The following is a 16,081-nucleotide window of genomic DNA, read 5'->3' on the forward strand; positions in this document are numbered from 1 at the left end:
CAGCAGCCTCAACGGCAGTCTCGGCGTCAAGGTTCGCTGGTAAGCGACGACAGCCGCGACAGTGGCGCGGGGGCCTCCTCGCGCCGCATCGCCGCCGTGAGCGCCGAGGGCGAACGGTAGCCGGTGCGGCGCGCCACCTCGGCCACGCTCATGCCGTGGCCGCGCAGTTGGCGCGCGTGCACCAGTCGCTGCTGGCGCAGCCACTGCATGGCGCCCATGCCCCATTCGTCGCGGCAGCGTTGCGCGAACTGGCTCGGGCTCAGGCACACGACGGCCGCCATGTCGGCCACCGTCAGCGGACGCTGCCAGCGCGCCTGCGCCCAAAGGCTCAGCGCGGCCCAGTCGATGGCACGGCGACGGCTGGCGCTGGCCGGCAACGGCCCCCAGGCCTCCAGCAGCAAGGCCGGACCATGGTGCAGTGCGAGCATCGGCGAATCGGGCTGCCCCAGGCACAGCGCCAGGTAGCGGGCCAGCGACAAGGTTCTCTGTGCCATCGGCGTGCGTCCGACGGCGCGGGACCAGGGCAGGTCGGAGGTGTCGAGCACCAGGCACTGCGCGCCCTGGCTCGATTCGAAATCATGCTGGTCGCCCGGCGCGATGACCCAGCCTTCCCCGGGCGCGATGTGTCGCCCGCGGCCTTCCACTTCCAGGTCGAGCTGGCCGCTCAGGCCCACGAGCACCTGGAAATGGTCATGCGCATGGCTGCCGCGCGAGGCGCCGTAGCGGCGCAATGACAGGCCATGCATGGCAGGCGCGACGGGATCGGCGGGGACTTGCAGTTGCATGATCGGCCCCATTGTCGAACGAGCGCAACGCTGCCGGCAACGTGCTTCGGTTCAGCCCAGCCGCAGCAGCAGCGCGGAAGCGGCGCACACCAGCAGGAACGGAATGCTGATCCGATGGAAGTCGCGCAGGCCATGAGGCAGCTTCGCCAGGCGAAGCGCGATCAGGTTGGCCAGCGACCCCAGCACGCAGCCGAAGCCGCCCACGCTGACGCCGGCCGCCAGCGCCGGCAGGTCGCGCACCGGGCCGTCGAGCACGATTGCCGCCGGCACGTTGCTGATCACCTGCGAGGTCAGCACTGCGGCCAGGTAGGCGCGCCAGCCTTCCTCGATCGGCCAGCGTCCGAGCAGCGATGCGATGGCGGGCAGCTCGGCCAGCTGCCGCAAGTCGACGAACATCAGCCCGATGATCGCCAGCAACGACCAGTCGATGCCGCGTAGCACGCCGCGGTAGGTCAACAGGTAGACGCCGAAGACCAGGCCCAGGCCGGCCAGCAGCCAATGGCGATCCAGCGCCACCACGAACGCGACAAACAGCGCGGCGGACAGCCACAGCAGCCGCGGCTGCATCGGCCTGGTCTCGTCCGCGTGCTTCAGCTCGATCGGCGTGGGCGGCATCAGCAGCCACACCGCCGCAAAAAGCCAGAACAGCATGATCCCGACCGTCGGGGCCATCATGCCCATGAAGCCGATGAAACTCTCGCCGGAGCGATGCCACAGGTAGAGGTTCTGGGGATTTCCGATGGGCGTCAGCGCCGAGCCCGCATTCACCGCCAGCGCCTCCAGCACCACCAGCCGGGCCAGCGGCAAGTGCGCCTGCGTCGCCAGCACCCGCGTGAGCGGCACCAGCAGGAACAGGCTCACGTCGTTCGTCACCAGCGCCGACAGCAGTGCCGAAGTCGCCACCAGCAACAGCGCCAGGCTGCGCAGATTGGTGGTGCGCTCCAGCAGGTGTTCGGCCGTCGATTGCAGCATGCCGCTGCGCTCCACGCCTTGCGTGATGGCCAGAAGGCCGGCCAATGCGCCGATGGTCGGCCAGTCGACCAGCTTGAGCAGGTCCATCGGGGCGCGCGGCCGGACGAAAGCCAGCATCACGGCCACCGCCAAGAGCACCCACAACAAGCCGTTGCCGCCGCCCTCCTTGCCGGTCTGCGGCGGCTGCGTGGCCTCAGCTACGCCCATGCCGCTCGCGCAGTTCGCGCTTGAGCACCTTGCCGATGGCGCTGCGCGGCAGTTCGTCGATCAGTTGCACGCTTGCGAGCCGTTGTGTCTTGCCGACCTGGGCATTGGTCCATGCCAGCAACTCGGCCGGATCGGTCGCGTCGCCCTCCCGGCGCACCACGTAGCCGACCGGCGTTTCGCCCCAGAGTTCGGAGGGCACGCCCACCACGGTCACATCGGCCACGGCAGGATGGCCGCGCAGCACCGCCTCCAGATCGCTCGGATAGATGTTGAAGCCGCCGCTGATGATCATGTCCTTCTTGCGGTCGAACAGCGTCAGGAAGCCGTCCGCGTCGAAGCGGCCCACGTCGCCGGTGCGGATGAATCGCTTGCCATCGGGCGCGAACCACTCGGCTTCGCGCGTCTTCTCCGGCTGGCGGTGGTAGCCGACCATCATCCCGGCGGAACTGCCCACCACCTCGCCATCGCCACCGTGCGCGACTTCCAGGCCGGCATCGTCGATCAGCCGTATGTCGCTGCCCTCGGCCGGGCGACCGACCGTGTGCAGCTTGTCGGGATGCAGGTGCGCCTCCAGGATGCAGGTGCCGCCGCCTTCGGTCATGCCGTAGAACTCGACCAGGCCGCCCGGCCAGCGTTTCAGCACGTCCGCCTTGAGCGAGGCGCCAAAGGGCGCGCTGGTGCTGAACTTGTATTGAAACGACGAAAGATCGTGCGTGTCGAACGCCGGGCTTGCCATGAGGCGCTGGTATTGCACCGGCACGAGCATCGTGTGGGTCACCCGGTTGGCTTCCGCCAGCCGAAGGTAGCCCGTTACGTCGAACTTCGGCATCAGGATCACTTGCCCGCCAAACGCGATGGTCGGGAAGAACACGACCAGCGTGGTGTTGGAGTAGAGCGGCGTGGAGAGCAGGGTGACGGTCGCCGGCCCGTATTCATAGCGCGCGCCGCGCTTCACATGCGACCAGCGCATGCCGTGCCCCTGGACGATGCCCTTCGGTTCCCCCGTCGTGCCGGACGAATAGATGATGTTGAAGGGCGAAGAAGGCGCCAGCGCGACCGCGTCGGGCGTCGAGCCCACCGGCGCCAGCCAGTCGTCGAAGGCGCGGCCGATGCCGGAACCATCGAGCGCGATGCGGGGAATGCCGCTGCCTTCCGGCGACCCGATCACGTCGGCCGTGGTCACATCGGCAAAAAGCAGCCGGGCCTGGGCGTCCCGCTGCATGCGCGCCAGGCTCTCGGGCGTCGATCCCGGCGCCAGCGGCGCAACTGCCACCCCAGCGCGCAGCGCACCCAGAAACACTGTCGCGTAGTTGACAGAAGATGCCGCGCAAATCGCAATGGCGTCGCCCGTTCCGAGGCCTTCGCGCTGCAGCGCCGATGCGACCCGGTCCATCAATTCATTCAGCGAATCATAAGTTAGCGTGCACTCGCTATCTCGCAATGCAAGGCTTTCAGGCCGTTCGATCGCGTGAATGCGGATGAGGTCGGCAATGAGCCCGAAGTCTTGGTCAATGGCGTTTTGCAAGGTGTCCGTGGAGGTCATGGGTGAAGTGATTGAGGCGTCAACGAACGGTCGACACGCTGCGTTGAATGATGCCGCGAGCCATGAGGCCGCGACTCCAATAACCAGGACGCATGATGACCCGTTCCAGCAAACCCGACGTTCGCGCAGACGACAAGCGCTCCGGCCCGCCGACCCGCCGCCGTCCGGTCCGTCAATCCAACCCCGCCTGATTCGCCGCGCACAGGCCGCTGTAGCGGGCCTGCTTTCGCAAGGTCACACGCCTGCCGCGTGTGCCTGCTGGTCGGCGTGGTAGCTCGACCGCACCATCGCACCGACCGCCGCATGGCTGAAGCCCATCTTGTAGGCCTCTTCCTCGAACATCTTGAAGGTGTCGGGATGCACGTAGCGGCGCACCGGCAGGTGGCTGTTGCTCGGTGACAAGTACTGGCCAATGGTCAGCATCTCGATGTCATGGGCGCGCATGTCGCGCATCACCTGCAGGATTTCTTCATCGGTTTCGCCCAGGCCGACCATGATGCCGCTCTTGGTCGGCACATCCGGATGCAGCGCCTTGAACTTCTTCAGCAGGTTCAGGCTGAACTGGTAATCGCTGCCGGGGCGGGCTTCCTTGTACAGGCGCGGCGCAGTTTCCAGGTTGTGGTTCATCACGTCCGGCGGCGCGGCCTTCAGGATTTCCAGGGCGCGATCATCGCGGCCCCGGAAGTCGGGCACCAGGATCTCGATCTGCGTCATCGGCGAGAGTTCGCGGATGTTGCGGATGCAGTCGACGAAATGCTGGCTGCCGCCATCGCGCAGGTCGTCGCGGTCCACGCTGGTGATCACCACGTACTTCAGCTTCAGCCTGGCAATCGTCTTGGCCAGGTTCAGCGGCTCATCCGCATCCAGGGGGTCCGGCCGGCCATGTCCAACGTCGCAGAACGGGCAGCGCCGGGTGCACTTGTCGCCCATGATCATGAACGTTGCGGTGCCGTTGCCGAAGCATTCACCGATGTTGGGGCACGATGCCTCTTCGCAGACCGTGTGCAGGTTGCTCTCGCGCAGGATCTGCTTGATCTCATAGAAGCGCGTGGTCGCGCTGCCGGCCTTGACGCGGATCCATTCGGGCTTCTTGAGCACCTCGCCCTGCACCACCTTGACGGGAATGCGCGACAGCTTGGCGGCGGCCTTCTGCTTGGCGAGCGGGTTGTAGGTTTCCTGGCTCTGGGCCTCGCGAACGACTTCAGGGGTGCTCATGGTTCAGGGGGCCAGGAAGGTGACGAGCTTCTGGCCCAGTACCTGCGCAGCTTCTTCCCAAGTGGTTTGGACCCCGATTGTAGAAAGATCGACCGTTTTCAGCCCTGCATAACCGCAAGGGTTGATGCGATCGAAGGGTTCCAGGTCCATCGCGACGTTGAATGACACACCGTGGTATGTGCAGTGCCGGCTGACCTTGATGCCCAGCGCCGCGATCTTGCCGAGGCCGCGAAACGGGTCGCCCGGCGCGGCCGGCCCGGTCAGCGCCGCATGCGAGAACGGATCGTCCAGTCGCACGTAGATGCCCGGCGCGCCGCCGACGCGATGTCCTGTCACCGAGAAATGCGCCAGCGTGCGAATCACTGCTTCCTCGAGGCGGTAGACGTATTCCTTGACGTAGTAGCCGGCGCGCTTGAGGTCGATGAGCGGATAGGCAACGACCTGGCCCGGCCCATGAAAGGTGACCTGGCCGCCGCGATCGGTTTGCACCACAGGAATGTCGCGCGGAGTCAACACATGGTCGGGCTTGCCGGCAATGCCCTGCGTGTAGACCGGCGGGTGCTCGCAGATCCACAGCAGGTCTTGCGAGTCCTGTGTGCGCTGCTGGGTGAATTGCCGCATCGCTGCCCAGGTCGGCTCGTAGTCGACCCTGCCAAGCCAATCGACTGCAATGGGGGCCGCAGCCCGGGCCGTCAGAGCACCACCTTGACCATCGGATGCGAGGACAACGCGCGGTACAGGTCGTCGAGCTGCTCCCGGCTGGTCGCGGTCACGGTCACGGTCACGCCGAGGTATTTGCCGGTCTTGCTGTCGCGCAGTTCGATCGTCGCGGCGTCGAAGTCGGGGTCGAACTGCCTGGCGATCGACGTGACCGCGTGCACGAAGCCGTCGGCGTTCTCGCCCATCACCTTGATCGGAAATTGAGAGGGGTATTCGATCAGCGACTCCTGTCGCGTCTCGATCTTGTCGTTGCTGGGGGTGGTCATGGGGAAACTCCATTGCGTTGCTTGGCCTGCTGGTAGGCCGCATACAAGCGGTGGTAAATGGGGCCGGGGGCGCCGGTTCCAATGGGCATGCCGTCCAGCAGGGTCACGGGCAGCACCTCCTTGCTCGCGGAAGACAGCATGAGCTCGTCGGCGCCAAATACTTCTTCCCGCGTGATCCGCCGCAGCTCGAAAGGGGCGCCGCATTCGTGACACAGGCGCTCCAGCAGGCCATAGCGGATGCCCTTCAGCACCATCTCGTCCGGCACGGGCCCGGCGACGCGGCCATCCTTCACCACCCAGACATTGCTGGACGACGCTTCGCTCAGCGCCTCGCCGCGAAACATGATGGTCTCCGTCGCGCCGGCCTCGATGCTGATCTGCCGCGCAAGCACCGCGCCCAGCAGGCTGGTGCTCTTGATGTGCGCCTTCTGCCACCGGAAGTCCTCGGCCGTCACGCACCCCACGCCCTTTGCGCGCACGCTGTCGGGCACCTGCTTCATCGTGTTGACCATCGCGAAGACGGTGGGCCGAATCCCGCGCGTCATCGCATGGTCGCGGGGGGCGACGCCGCGCGTCACCTGGAAGTACACGGCCAGCGAAGGGCCGCCCACGGGTTCGATCAGTTGCTGCGCGATGGCGCGCCATTCCTTCTCCGTGTGCGGATTCTCGATCTGCAACTCGGCAAGCGAGCGACCCAGCCGGGCGATGTGTTCGTCGAAGCAGAACAGGCGGCCGTGATAGGCCGGCACCACGTCGTACACGCCATCCCCGAAGATGAATCCGCGGTCCAGTACGCTGATCCTGGCGTCGCGCAGGGGTGTGAATGCACCGTCCAGGTAGCACAGGGTGTCAGGCAAATAGGAGGCGCGCGGGGAGGCGTGTGGGTCCATCCCGGAATTATGGGCGGCACTCCCTGCGGCAGGTCCGTGTACAGGCTTCGCAGCGCTGTTGCAACACCCTTCACTGACATCGGACGGTCAAACTGGCGGGAAGGGCTGGGTTCTTACCTATAATCAATGGCTTTGTGAAATTCTGGTTCGACATCCGGGCGCACGCACATGACAAAAACAGCCCACGATGTCGGGTTCGAAGACCCAGAAGAAGAATTCAAGCCATTGACTGCCGAGGAGGCGCAACGGCTTCGGGAAAAGAGTCCGTCGGTCTCCCCTTGGCGGGTGATTTCGGGTCAGGTGGTGGCAGGCTTGCTGGTGGCGTTGGCTACCTGGGGCCTGACCGGGAGGCAAAATCTGGGTTGGTCGGCCGGTTACGGCGCGCTGTCAGTGGTTATTCCTGCTGCTGTCTTCGCGCGCGGATTGACGGGCCGCCTGTCCTCCCTGAATCCGGCCACTGCGATGGTCGGATTCTTTGTGTGGGAAATGGTCAAGATGGCTTTGACGCTGGCAATGTTGCTGGCGGCGCCAAAGCTGATTACGGCGCTGAGCTGGCCTGCGATGCTGGTCGGTTTGGCGGTGGCAATGCAAGCGTACTGGATGGCGTTGATGTTCGCCCCCAAACGCAAGAAACGAGAGAACGAGTAACAGAATGGCTGCTGAAAACGCTGCGGAACACGGTCAGACCGCTGGTGAATACATCATTCACCATCTGACGCAACTGCAAAACGTCAAGCCCAAGGCGGTTGTCGACTTCTCGGTTTTCAACTACGACTCCATGTTCTTCTCGATCGCGCTCGGCGCGATCGGGTGTTTCATTTTGTGGCTTGCCGCGCGCAAGGCGACTTCGGGTGTCCCGGGGCGCTTCCAGGCTGCCGTCGAGTTCCTCGTCGAAATGGTCGACCAGCAAGCCAAGGGCATCGTCCATAACAAGCAGAGCCGCAAGATGGTCGCGCCGCTCGCGCTGACGATCTTTGTCTGGATCTTCATGCTCAATGCGATGGACTTGCTGCCCGTCGATCTGCTGCCGTTCCTCTGGAGCAAGGTCTATGCTGCCATGGGCCACGAGCCCGAGCATGCCTACCTGCGCGTCGTGGCCACGGCCGACCTGTCGGTGACCATGGGCCTGTCTGTCGGTGTGCTGCTGGTCTGCCTGTTCTATAACGTCAAGATCAAGGGCATTGGCGGCTGGGTCCATGAGCTGTTCACGGCGCCGTTCGGCAACCATTGGGCGCTGTACCCCTTCAATTTCGCGATGCAGATCATCGAGTTCGTCGCCAAGACCGTCTCGCACGGCATGCGGCTGTTCGGCAACATGTATGCCGGCGAACTGATCTTCCTGCTGATCGCCCTCATGGGTGGAGCGTTCACGATGTCGGCCACCGGCATCGGCCTGGCGATCGGTCACATCATCGCAGGCACCGTCTGGTCGATCTTCCACATCCTGATCATCACGCTGCAAGCCTTCGTGTTCATGATGCTGGCGCTGGTCTACATCGGCCAGGCCCACGATCACCACTGATCCGTCTTTTCAGTTTCCGTTTTTCTTTTTCTCGTCAACCAAGTCCCCTTAGGAGTCATCATGGAAGTTATCAGCTTTGTTGCCCTGGCCGCCGGCCTCATCATCGGTCTCGGCGCATTCGGCGCTTGCGTCGGCATCGGCATCATGGGCAGCAAGTACCTCGAATCGGCTGCACGCCAGCCCGAGCTGATGGGTGAACTGCAAACCAAGATGTTCCTGCTGGTCGGCCTGATCGACGCATCGTTCATCATCGGTACCGGTGTGGCGCTGTGGTTCGCAACGGCCAACCCGTTCCTGGCGCAAATCGCCACCCTGGCCAAGTAAGTTTTTCTCCTCGGATCCAGTTGTCATTCCGCCTGGAATGGCTGCGAGTTCCATTGCATAGAGAGGTGAAAAAGTGAGCATTACCGGTACCTTAATCGTCCAGTTGATCGTGTTCCTGATCCTGGTCGCCTTCACGATGAAATTCGTGTGGCCACCGATCGCGAAGGCGCTCGACGAGCGCGCCGTCAAGATCGCCGATGGCCTGGCCGCGGCTGACAAGGCCAAGACCGAACTGGCTGCGGCCGACAGGAAGGTCGAATCCGCCTTGAGCCAGGCACGCAACGAATCCGCGCAGCGCCTGGCTGATGCGGAGCGCCGCGCGCAAGCGATCGTGGAAGAGGCCAAGGGCCGCGCCACGGAAGAAGGCAACAAGATCGTCGCCGCTGCTCGTGCCGAGGCCGAGCAGCAAGCCGTCAAGGCCCGTGAGGCACTGCGCGAGCAGGTTGCAGCGCTGGCCGTCAAGGGCGCCGAGCAGATCCTGCGCAAGGAAGTGAACCCCGCGGTTCACGCCGACTTGCTGGCCCGCCTGCAGACCGAACTCTGAAGCAGAAGGCGCATCGAGGAACAACATGGCAGAAATCGCCACCATTGCACGCCCCTACGCCGAGGCCTTGTTCAAGGCTGCCGCGTCTGACCTTCAAGGTACGGGCGCCTGGCTGGAGCAAGTCGCCGCCATCGCGGCCGAGCCGCAGTTGCAGCAATTCGCCGACAACCCGAAGGCCACGCCCGAGCAAGTGCTTGGCGTGATCGCCAGCGTTGCCGGTGGACCGCTGTCGGCGCAGGCCAACAACTTCCTCGGCGCACTGCTCGAGAACGGGCGCTTCGCGGCGCTGCCTGAAATCGCGCGCCAATACCGCGTTCTCGCCAACGCACGCAGCGGCTCGTCCGATGCCGTCGTGTACAGCGCATTCCCGATCGACGGCGATGCGCTGGCGCAGTTGTCGACGGCGCTGGAAAAGCGCTTCGATCGGAAGCTGCAGGTCTCGGTCAAGCTCGACCCGTCGTTGATCGGCGGCGTGCGCGTGGCAGTGGGTGACGAGGTGCTCGACACTTCGGTCCGGGCCCGTCTTGAACAAATGAAAGTTGCGCTGGCGGCGTAAGCCTTCGGCCCCTCACAAAGAAAGAAGGAACGAGTCATGCAACTCAATCCCGCAGAAATTTCCGAACTCATCAAGAGCCGTATCGAAGGTCTTGGCGTTTCCGCCAACATCCGCAACGAAGGCACCGTCGTCTCGGTGACCGACGGCATCGTGCGCGTGCACGGCCTGTCGGATGCGATGCAAGGCGAAATGCTGGAATTCCCGCCGAGCGCGGATGGCACGCCTTCGTTCGGCCTGGCGCTGAACCTCGAGCGCGACTCGGTCGGCGCCGTGATTCTGGGCGAGTACGAGCACATTTCCGAAGGCGACACGGTCAAGTGCACCGGCCGCATCCTGGAAGTGCCCGTCGGCCCCGAACTGATCGGCCGCGTGGTGAACGCACTGGGCCAGCCCATCGACGGCAAGGGTCCGATCAACGCCAAGATGACCGACGTGATCGAGAAGGTCGCGCCAGGCGTGATCGCCCGCAAGTCCGTCGACCAGCCGATGCAGACCGGCCTGAAGGCGATCGACTCGATGGTGCCGATCGGCCGGGGCCAGCGCGAGCTGATCATCGGCGACCGCCAGACTGGCAAGACGGCGGTGGCAATCGACGCGATCATCAACCAGAAGGGTCAGAACATGACCTGCGTCTACGTTGCGATCGGCCAGAAGGCTTCGTCGATCAAGAACGTGGTGCGCGCGCTGGAACAAGCTGGCGCGATGGAATACACCATCGTCGTGGCCGCTTCGGCTTCCGAGTCGGCTGCCATGCAGTACGTGTCGGCCTACTCCGGCTGCACGATGGGCGAGTACTTCCGCGACCGCGGCGAAGACGCACTGATCGTCTATGACGATCTGTCGAAGCAAGCCGTTGCCTATCGCCAAGTGTCGCTGCTGCTGCGCCGCCCGCCAGGCCGCGAAGCCTATCCCGGCGACGTGTTCTATCTCCACAGCCGCCTGCTCGAACGCGCAGCCCGCGTGAACGCCGACTACGTCGAAGCCTTCACGAAGGGTGAAGTCAAGGGCAAGACCGGTTCGCTGACCGCGCTGCCGATCATCGAGACGCAAGCCGGCGACGTGTCCGCGTTCGTGCCGACCAACGTGATCTCGATCACCGACGGCCAGATCTTCCTGGAAACCAACCTGTTCAATGCCGGTATCCGCCCCGCCATCAACGCCGGTATCTCGGTGTCGCGCGTGGGTTCGTCGGCGCAGACCAAGGTCATCAAGGGCCTGTCCGGCGGTATCCGTACCGACCTGGCGCAGTACCGTGAACTGGCTGCGTTCGCGCAGTTCGCTTCCGACCTGGACGAAGCCACCCGCAAGCAGCTCGACCGCGGTGCCCGCGTGACCGAACTGCTGAAGCAGTCGCAATACAGCCCGCTGCCGATCTCGCTGATGGGCGCGACGCTGTTCGCGGTGAACAAGGGCTTCATGGACGACCTCGACATCAAGAAGGTGCTGTCGTTCGAACACGGCCTGCACCAGTTCCTGAAGTCCAGCCACGCCGCGCTGCTCGACAAGATCGAGAAGACGAAGGCGCTGGACAAGGAAGCCGAAGCCGAGCTGACGACTGCCATCACGTCGTTCAAGAAGTCGTTCGCCTGATCGACCGCACTGAACTGACAAGGAGCTCTCATGGCAGCTGGTAAGGAAATCCGCGGCAAGATCAAATCGGTGGAGAACACCAAGAAGATCACCAAGGCCATGGAAATGGTCTCGGTTTCCAAGATGCGCAAGGCGCAGGAACGCATGCGCGCCGCTCGCCCGTACAGCCAGAAGATTCGCAACATCGCGGCCAACCTTGGCAAGGCGAACCCGGAGTACACGCACGCGTTCATGAGGACGAACGAGGCGAAGGCTGTCGGGTTCATCGTGGTGACCAGCGACAAGGGCTTGTGCGGTGGCTTGAACACCAACTTGCTGCGCCTGGTCACGGCCAAGTTGCGCGAGGCACAGGCTGCCGGCAAGACCGTTGAATCGGTCGCGATCGGCAGCAAGGGCCTTGGCTTCCTGAACCGCATTGGCGGGCGCGTCGTGGCGCATGTCACCCACCTGGGAGACACCCCCCACCTGGAAAAGCTCATTGGCCCGGTCAAGACGCTGCTCGACGCCTATGCGGAAGGCAAGCTCTCGGCCGTGTACCTGTGCTACACCAAGTTCATCAACACCATCAAGCAAGAGCCGATGGTGGAGCAACTCCTGCCATTGGCGGCCGAGTCGCTGCAACCCGAAGCCGGCACGCACTCGTGGGACTACATCTACGAGCCTGATGCGCAGAGCGTGATCGATGAATTGCTGGTTCGCTATGTCGAATCGCTGGTGTACCAGGCGGTCGCTGAAAACATGGCCTCCGAGCACTCGGCTCGCATGGTGGCCATGAAGGCGGCAACCGACAACGCCGGCAACGTGATCGACGAGCTGAAGCTCATCTACAACAAGACACGCCAGGCGGGCATTACCAAGGAACTGTCCGAAATCGTGTCGGGTGCGGCTGCGGCGGCTGGGGTCTGACAAGAAAACTTGCAATGGAAGGGGCCGCATTGCTGCCGCGACACCAGAAGTTCTGCTGAGGTCGCGTTATCACAGGCTTCGCAGTACAGGGACAGAAAAATGAAAAAGGTTATCGCGCTGGTCGCCGTGGCGGCAGCGCTCACGGCTTGTTCGAAGAAGGAAGAGGCGCCTGCAGCGCCGCCAGCACCGGCGCCTGCAGCGGCAGCTCCGGCAGAAGCCCCAGCCGCAGCGCCTGCGGCGGCTCCGGCCGAAGCACCCGCGGCGGCGCCTGCAGCAGCTCCGGCTGCCGCTCCGGCAGAAGCGGCGCCTGCTGCAGCACCGGCCCCGGCTGGCGAGCCAGCCAAGGCTGCGGAGGCGGAAAAGCCAGCTTCTGAAAAGAAGTGAAGCGCTGAAGATAGAAGTGCGGGAATGCTGGCGATAGCCGGCGTTCTTGCAAAAGCGTCTGACAACAGGGTCCGGGCGCTTCTGCAAGAAGTTATTTACGCAGTTTTTTGTTGAAGTAAGTGCCCGGTGGGCCCTGAACACGGTTTGGCGAGAGCCAGTGCAAGTTTGAGATCTTGAAGGAATCGAAAAATGGCTGAAGTGCAAGGCAAGATTGTTCAATGTATCGGCGCCGTGGTCGACGTGGAGTTCCCGCGCGACCAGATGCCGAAAATCTATGACGCCCTGAAGTTCGCTGGCAGCGCGCTGACGCTCGAAGTGCAGCAGCAGCTTGGCGACGGCGTGGTGCGTACCATTGCGCTCGGTTCGTCCGACGGCCTGCGCCGCGGCCTGATCGTGACCAACACGCAAGCCCCGATCACGGTGCCTGTGGGCAAGGGCACGCTCGGCCGCATCATGGACGTGCTCGGCGCGCCCATCGACGAACGCGGCCCGGTCGACCAGACGCTGACCGCGTCGATCCATCGCAAGGCACCGGCGTATGACGAACTGTCGCCTTCGCAAGACCTGCTGGAAACCGGCATCAAGGTGATCGACCTTGTGTGTCCGTTCGCCAAGGGCGGCAAGGTGGGCCTGTTCGGTGGCGCCGGCGTGGGCAAGACCGTGAACATGATGGAACTCATCAACAACATCGCCAAGGCTCACTCGGGTCTGTCGGTGTTCGCGGGTGTGGGTGAACGGACCCGCGAAGGCAACGACTTCTATCACGAGATGGCCGACTCCGGCGTCGTGAACCTGGAGAACCTGGCCGAGTCCAAGGTGGCCATGGTCTACGGCCAGATGAATGAACCCCCGGGCAACCGTCTGCGCGTGGCGCTGACCGGCCTGACCATTGCCGAGTCGTTCCGCGACGAAGGCCGTGACGTGCTGTTCTTCGTGGACAACATCTACCGCTACACGCTGGCCGGTACCGAAGTGTCGGCGCTGCTGGGCCGCATGCCTTCCGCCGTGGGCTACCAGCCGACGCTGGCCGAGGAAATGGGCCGCCTGCAAGAGCGGATCACGTCGACCAAGGTCGGCTCGATCACCTCGATCCAGGCCGTGTATGTGCCAGCCGACGACTTGACCGACCCGTCGCCCGCCACGACCTTCGCCCACCTGGATTCCACCGTGGTGCTGTCGCGTGACATCGCTTCGCTGGGTATCTACCCGGCCGTGGACCCGCTGGACTCGACCTCGCGCCAGCTCGACCCGAACGTGGTCGGCGAAGAGCACTACAACGTGGCCCGCGCCGTGCAAGGCACGCTGCAGCGCTACAAGGAACTGCGCGACATCATCGCGATTCTGGGCATGGACGAACTGGCACCGGACGACAAGCTGGCCGTGGCCCGCGCCCGGAAGATTCAGCGTTTCTTGTCGCAGCCGTTCCATGTGGCCGAAGTGTTCACCGGCTCGCCTGGCAAGTACGTGCCGCTGGCCGAAACCATCCGCGGCTTCAAGATGATCGTGAACGGCGAAGCCGACCACCTGCCGGAACAAGCGTTCTACATGGTGGGCGGTATCGACGAGGCTTTCGAGAAGGCGAAGAAGGTCGCGTAAAGCGGCGCATTCGACCGTCTGGCGTCGTTGCCGTGCTCGCCGTACTGTTGTACGGCTCCGCGCGGCGCCTAACCAGACGGCTGACTGCTTGCTTTCCGCACCCTTCTTCAATAAGGCAAAGGACAACCAATGGCAAACACCATTCATGTGGACGTGGTCAGCGCGGAAGAGCAGATCTTCTCGGGCGAGGCCAAGTTCGTCGCGCTGCCCGGTGAAGCCGGCGAGCTCGGCATCTATCCGCGCCACACGCCGCTGATCACGCGCATCCGCCCCGGCGCGGTGCGCATCGAGACCGCCGAGGGCGGCGAAGAGTTCGTGTTCGTCGCCGGCGGCATCCTGGAAGTGCAGCCGACTTCTGTCACCGTGCTGTCCGACACCGCGATCCGCGGCAAGGACCTGGATGAAGAGAAGGCGAACAAGTCCAAGGCCGCGGCCGAAGAGGCGTTGAAGAACGCGAAGAGCGACATCGACATCGCCATGGCGCAGTCGGAACTGGCCGTTATGGCCGCGCAGATCGCAGCGTTGCGCAAGTACCGCCAATCCAAGTAAGCGCAAGATTCGCGCTTTTCGCAAGGCCGCCTTCGGGCGGCTTTTTCACGTCTGGGTGACGGCTGGCGAGCATCGGTGCCCAGGGAGGCATCGATGAAAACAAGACACGGGGCTATTGCACCGGTGTGCACGGCAACGTGGGTAAAACGTGCTGCACAGCCGAACTCCCCGGCGACGAATGATCTTCAGACTGAAATAGACCAAAGATAGGCCTTGCCCGGCTGAAGCCAAGCTCCTAGTATCCGCCTTCGCCCGGCACGCAGATGCCGTGCAAGAACAACGACGGAGACAAGGTGCTGATGCGCTGGAGCGGGGTCACTGCCGATGAAATGCAGTTGCTGGAGGCGGCCTTCTGGTCGGCCGGTGGCTCGCGGCATGGCATGGCGGAACGCCTCGGCTTCTCCAAGAGCAAGACCAATACGCTGATCGCTGGCCTGATCGACCAGGGCATGCTGGCCGAGTACGGCCTGCAGCCTTCGTCGGGCGGCCGCCGTGCGGAAAACCTCCAGCTCAACGCCGGCCTCGGTGCGCTCATTGGTGTGGACATCGGCGCGACCAGCCTGGACGTGGCGATCCTGCGTCCCGACCTCACGCTGCTGGCGCAGCACGGCGAATCCGCAGACGTGCGGCAGGGCCCCGGCGTGGTGCTGGCGCGGGTTCGCGCGCTGATGCGGGAGCTGCTGGCGCAAGCCGGGCTCACGGCCAGGGATGTGCTGGGCGTCGGCATCGGGGTGCCGGGGCCGGTGAACTTCGCGATCGGGCAACTGGTCAGCCCGCCGCTGATGCCGGCCTGGGACAGCTTCTCGATTCGCGACTATCTGCGCGAGGAATGTGCCGCGCCGGTGTTCGTCGACAACGACGTCAACTTGATGGCGCTCGGCGAGTTGTGGCGGTTGCGCCGCTCGCTGAGCAATTTCCTGGTGATCAAGGTGGGTACGGGCATCGGTTGCGGCATCGTCTGCCATGGCGAGGTGTACCGCGGCGCCGCGGGTTCGGCCGGCGACGTGGGCCACATCTGCGTGGACCAGGAAGGGCCGCGTTGCCACTGTGGCAACGTGGGTTGCGTGGAGGCGATGGCGGCGGGACCGGCCATTACGCGCATGGCGGTCGAGGCGGCCCAGGCGGGCGAGAGCGCGGCGCTGGCCGCCTGCTTGCGCGAGAAGGGGCGTATCGAGGCCACCGATGTCGGCGAGGCGAGCCGCGCGGGGGATGCCGCAGCGAACGGCATCATCCAGCGTGCCGGCAACCTGATCGGTCAGATGCTGGCGTCGGTCGTCAACTTCTTCAATCCTTCGCATGTGTTCATCGGCGGCGGCATCACCGGCATCGGGCCGCTGTTCCTGGCGGCCGTGCGGCAGAGCGTGTACCAGCGTTCGCTGGCGCTGTCGACGCGGCACCTGGAGATCCAGTACACGCCGCTGGGCATGCAGGGCGGCGTGATCGGGGCCGGGGTGCTCGCGTTGCATGAGACGCTGAAGGTTCGGGGGGTGGCGCCGTGACGAACCGCCGCGG

The 16,081-nt window shown here is 64.3% G+C and carries 18 protein-coding genes; 10 read left to right on the plus strand and 8 right to left on the minus strand.

The annotated features are described in order from the left end of the window. Window positions 1-26: 26 nt before the first annotated feature. From HB681_RS29580 to HB681_RS29610, 7 genes are all read right to left on the minus strand, one after another. Window positions 27-785 (minus strand): AraC family transcriptional regulator, encoded by a 759-nt coding sequence (locus HB681_RS29580; RefSeq protein ID WP_256735147.1) that lies wholly within the window; start codon window positions 783-785, stop codon window positions 27-29. 51 nt (window positions 786-836) lie between these two features. Then, window positions 837-1,964, minus strand: a complete 1,128-nt coding sequence (locus HB681_RS29585) for an SLC13 family permease (protein WP_213958451.1) — start codon at window positions 1,962-1,964, stop codon at window positions 837-839. Further along, window positions 1,951-3,507: a class I adenylate-forming enzyme family protein gene (locus HB681_RS29590; RefSeq protein WP_213958452.1), complete on the minus strand. Its 1,557-nt coding sequence runs from the start codon at window positions 3,505-3,507 to the stop codon at window positions 1,951-1,953. The genes HB681_RS29585 and HB681_RS29590 overlap by 14 nt, the downstream gene beginning before the upstream one ends. Window positions 3,508-3,741: 234 nt before the next feature. After that, window positions 3,742-4,722 (minus strand): lipoyl synthase, encoded by a 981-nt coding sequence (gene lipA / locus HB681_RS29595; RefSeq protein ID WP_213958453.1) that lies wholly within the window; start codon window positions 4,720-4,722, stop codon window positions 3,742-3,744. A 3-nt stretch (window positions 4,723-4,725) separates the two neighbouring features. Next, the gene (gene lipB / locus HB681_RS29600) at window positions 4,726-5,394 is read right to left on the minus strand and encodes a lipoyl(octanoyl) transferase LipB (protein WP_213958523.1); all 669 of its coding nucleotides are present in this window, start codon (window positions 5,392-5,394) and stop codon (window positions 4,726-4,728) included. 20 nt (window positions 5,395-5,414) lie between these two features. Then, entirely contained in the window at window positions 5,415-5,708 is a 294-nt protein-coding gene (locus HB681_RS29605; RefSeq protein ID WP_213958454.1) for a DUF493 family protein, read from the minus strand. Continuing rightward, entirely contained in the window at window positions 5,705-6,598 is an 894-nt protein-coding gene (locus tag HB681_RS29610) for a D-amino acid aminotransferase (protein ID WP_213958455.1), read from the minus strand. The genes HB681_RS29605 and HB681_RS29610 overlap by 4 nt, the downstream gene beginning before the upstream one ends. 168 nt (window positions 6,599-6,766) lie before the next feature. Here HB681_RS29610 and HB681_RS29615 point away from each other — a divergent pair, with 168 nt between their 5' ends. The 7 genes from HB681_RS29615 (at window position 6,767) to atpG (ending at window position 12,040) form a co-directional block, all read left to right on the plus strand. After that, window positions 6,767-7,246: an ATP synthase subunit I gene (locus HB681_RS29615; protein ID WP_213958456.1), complete on the plus strand. Its 480-nt coding sequence runs from the start codon at window positions 6,767-6,769 to the stop codon at window positions 7,244-7,246. Window positions 7,247-7,250: 4 nt separating this feature from the next. Continuing rightward, complete coding sequence (gene atpB, locus HB681_RS29620) at window positions 7,251-8,120, plus strand: F0F1 ATP synthase subunit A (protein ID WP_213958457.1); 870 nt, start codon at window positions 7,251-7,253, stop codon at window positions 8,118-8,120. Between the two features lie 57 nt (window positions 8,121-8,177). Further along, window positions 8,178-8,444, plus strand: coding sequence for a F0F1 ATP synthase subunit C (gene atpE / locus HB681_RS29625; protein WP_093382302.1), 267 nt, complete (start codon window positions 8,178-8,180; stop codon window positions 8,442-8,444). A 73-nt stretch (window positions 8,445-8,517) separates the two neighbouring features. Next, window positions 8,518-8,988 (plus strand): F0F1 ATP synthase subunit B, encoded by a 471-nt coding sequence (locus HB681_RS29630; RefSeq protein WP_213958458.1) that lies wholly within the window; start codon window positions 8,518-8,520, stop codon window positions 8,986-8,988. Window positions 8,989-9,013: 25 nt separating this feature from the next. Then, window positions 9,014-9,544, plus strand: coding sequence for a F0F1 ATP synthase subunit delta (locus HB681_RS29635; protein WP_213958459.1), 531 nt, complete (start codon window positions 9,014-9,016; stop codon window positions 9,542-9,544). A 36-nt stretch (window positions 9,545-9,580) separates the two neighbouring features. Then, window positions 9,581-11,134 (plus strand): F0F1 ATP synthase subunit alpha, encoded by a 1,554-nt coding sequence (atpA, locus tag HB681_RS29640; protein WP_213958460.1) that lies wholly within the window; start codon window positions 9,581-9,583, stop codon window positions 11,132-11,134. Between the two features lie 30 nt (window positions 11,135-11,164). Further along, window positions 11,165-12,040, plus strand: a complete 876-nt coding sequence (gene atpG / locus HB681_RS29645) for a F0F1 ATP synthase subunit gamma (RefSeq protein ID WP_213958461.1) — start codon at window positions 11,165-11,167, stop codon at window positions 12,038-12,040. 139 nt (window positions 12,041-12,179) lie between these two features. On the opposite strand, the gene HB681_RS29650 is transcribed toward atpG, so the two are convergent. Further along, window positions 12,180-12,359, minus strand: coding sequence for a hypothetical protein (locus HB681_RS29650; RefSeq protein WP_213958462.1), 180 nt, complete (start codon window positions 12,357-12,359; stop codon window positions 12,180-12,182). A 254-nt stretch (window positions 12,360-12,613) separates the two neighbouring features. On the opposite strand from HB681_RS29650, the gene atpD reads away from it, so the two are divergent. The 3 genes from atpD (at window position 12,614) to HB681_RS29665 (ending at window position 16,068) form a co-directional block, all read left to right on the plus strand. Beyond that, window positions 12,614-14,020, plus strand: a complete 1,407-nt coding sequence (atpD, locus tag HB681_RS29655; protein ID WP_213958463.1) for a F0F1 ATP synthase subunit beta — start codon at window positions 12,614-12,616, stop codon at window positions 14,018-14,020. Between the two features lie 129 nt (window positions 14,021-14,149). After that, complete coding sequence (locus HB681_RS29660; RefSeq protein ID WP_213958464.1) at window positions 14,150-14,569, plus strand: F0F1 ATP synthase subunit epsilon; 420 nt, start codon at window positions 14,150-14,152, stop codon at window positions 14,567-14,569. A gap of 329 nt (window positions 14,570-14,898) precedes the next feature. After that, window positions 14,899-16,068, plus strand: a complete 1,170-nt coding sequence (locus HB681_RS29665) for an ROK family protein (protein ID WP_213958524.1) — start codon at window positions 14,899-14,901, stop codon at window positions 16,066-16,068. Window positions 16,069-16,081: the final 13 nt, after the last annotated feature.

This window comes from Variovorax sp. dw_954 (genome assembly GCF_018449755.1).
Classification (GTDB): Bacteria; Pseudomonadota; Gammaproteobacteria; order Burkholderiales; family Burkholderiaceae_C; genus Variovorax.

What these genes read in the sequence shown, in the direction of transcription:
- HB681_RS29580 (WP_256735147.1), bottom strand. Translation starts at nt 785, where the DNA reads ATGCAACTGCAAGTCCCCGCCGATCCCGTCGCGCCTGCCATGCATGGC.
- HB681_RS29585 (WP_213958451.1), bottom strand. Translation starts at nt 1,964, where the DNA reads ATGGGCGTAGCTGAGGCCACGCAGCCGCCGCAGACCGGCAAGGAGGGC.
- HB681_RS29590 (WP_213958452.1), bottom strand. Translation starts at nt 3,507, where the DNA reads ATGACCTCCACGGACACCTTGCAAAACGCCATTGACCAAGACTTCGGG.
- lipA (WP_213958453.1), bottom strand. Translation starts at nt 4,722, where the DNA reads ATGAGCACCCCTGAAGTCGTTCGCGAGGCCCAGAGCCAGGAAACCTAC.
- HB681_RS29605 (WP_213958454.1), bottom strand. Translation starts at nt 5,708, where the DNA reads ATGACCACCCCCAGCAACGACAAGATCGAGACGCGACAGGAGTCGCTG.
- HB681_RS29610 (WP_213958455.1), bottom strand. Translation starts at nt 6,598, where the DNA reads ATGGACCCACACGCCTCCCCGCGCGCCTCCTATTTGCCTGACACCCTG.
- HB681_RS29615 (WP_213958456.1), top strand. Translation starts at nt 6,767, where the DNA reads ATGACAAAAACAGCCCACGATGTCGGGTTCGAAGACCCAGAAGAAGAA.
- atpB (WP_213958457.1), top strand. Translation starts at nt 7,251, where the DNA reads ATGGCTGCTGAAAACGCTGCGGAACACGGTCAGACCGCTGGTGAATAC.
- HB681_RS29635 (WP_213958459.1), top strand. Translation starts at nt 9,014, where the DNA reads ATGGCAGAAATCGCCACCATTGCACGCCCCTACGCCGAGGCCTTGTTC.
- atpA (WP_213958460.1), top strand. Translation starts at nt 9,581, where the DNA reads ATGCAACTCAATCCCGCAGAAATTTCCGAACTCATCAAGAGCCGTATC.
- atpG (WP_213958461.1), top strand. Translation starts at nt 11,165, where the DNA reads ATGGCAGCTGGTAAGGAAATCCGCGGCAAGATCAAATCGGTGGAGAAC.
- atpD (WP_213958463.1), top strand. Translation starts at nt 12,614, where the DNA reads ATGGCTGAAGTGCAAGGCAAGATTGTTCAATGTATCGGCGCCGTGGTC.
- HB681_RS29660 (WP_213958464.1), top strand. Translation starts at nt 14,150, where the DNA reads ATGGCAAACACCATTCATGTGGACGTGGTCAGCGCGGAAGAGCAGATC.
- HB681_RS29665 (WP_213958524.1), top strand. Translation starts at nt 14,899, where the DNA reads ATGCAGTTGCTGGAGGCGGCCTTCTGGTCGGCCGGTGGCTCGCGGCAT.